This is a genomic window from Bacillus sp. mrc49 (genome assembly GCF_002803435.1).
The window spans coordinates 1-377 of record NZ_PHNG01000045.1 but is presented as its reverse complement, the minus strand read 5'-3'; the positions used below and the strand labels follow the sequence as shown (position 1 = coordinate 377).

Sequence of the window (377 nt, the reverse complement as noted above, 5' to 3'; positions counted from 1 at the left end):
GCTGGCGGTGGGCATCGACTATCTCGACGCCTGCCCGGTACGCGGGATGCGGCTCGGCGGCGGCTGCGAGAACATGCAGACCATTGCCGAAGTGCAGATGATGCCAACCGGCCAGTAGCCTCTTGCCGAAAACCAGGGTTTACGGCACGCTGGCGGTTGGCGGCGTGCCAGTATCGTTTTGAGGGATTGTGGTATGACCTATTGTGTGGCCATGCGCTTGTCTTCCGGGCTGGTCTTTGCTTCCGATTCGCGCACCAATGCCGGCGTGGATCATATTTCCACCTTCCGCAAACTGCACGTGTTTCAGCAGGACGGTGAACGCATGCTGGTGTTGCAAAGCGCCGGTAACCTGGCGACTACCCAGAGCATCATCAGCC

General features: G+C 59.9%; 1 protein-coding gene. It reads left to right on the top strand.

Annotated elements, in window-relative coordinates:
• Positions 1-193 precede the first annotated feature (193 nt).
• Positions 194-377: hypothetical protein (locus CVN76_RS00385; protein WP_198512389.1), on the top strand; the 184-nt coding region annotated here is incomplete at its 3' end.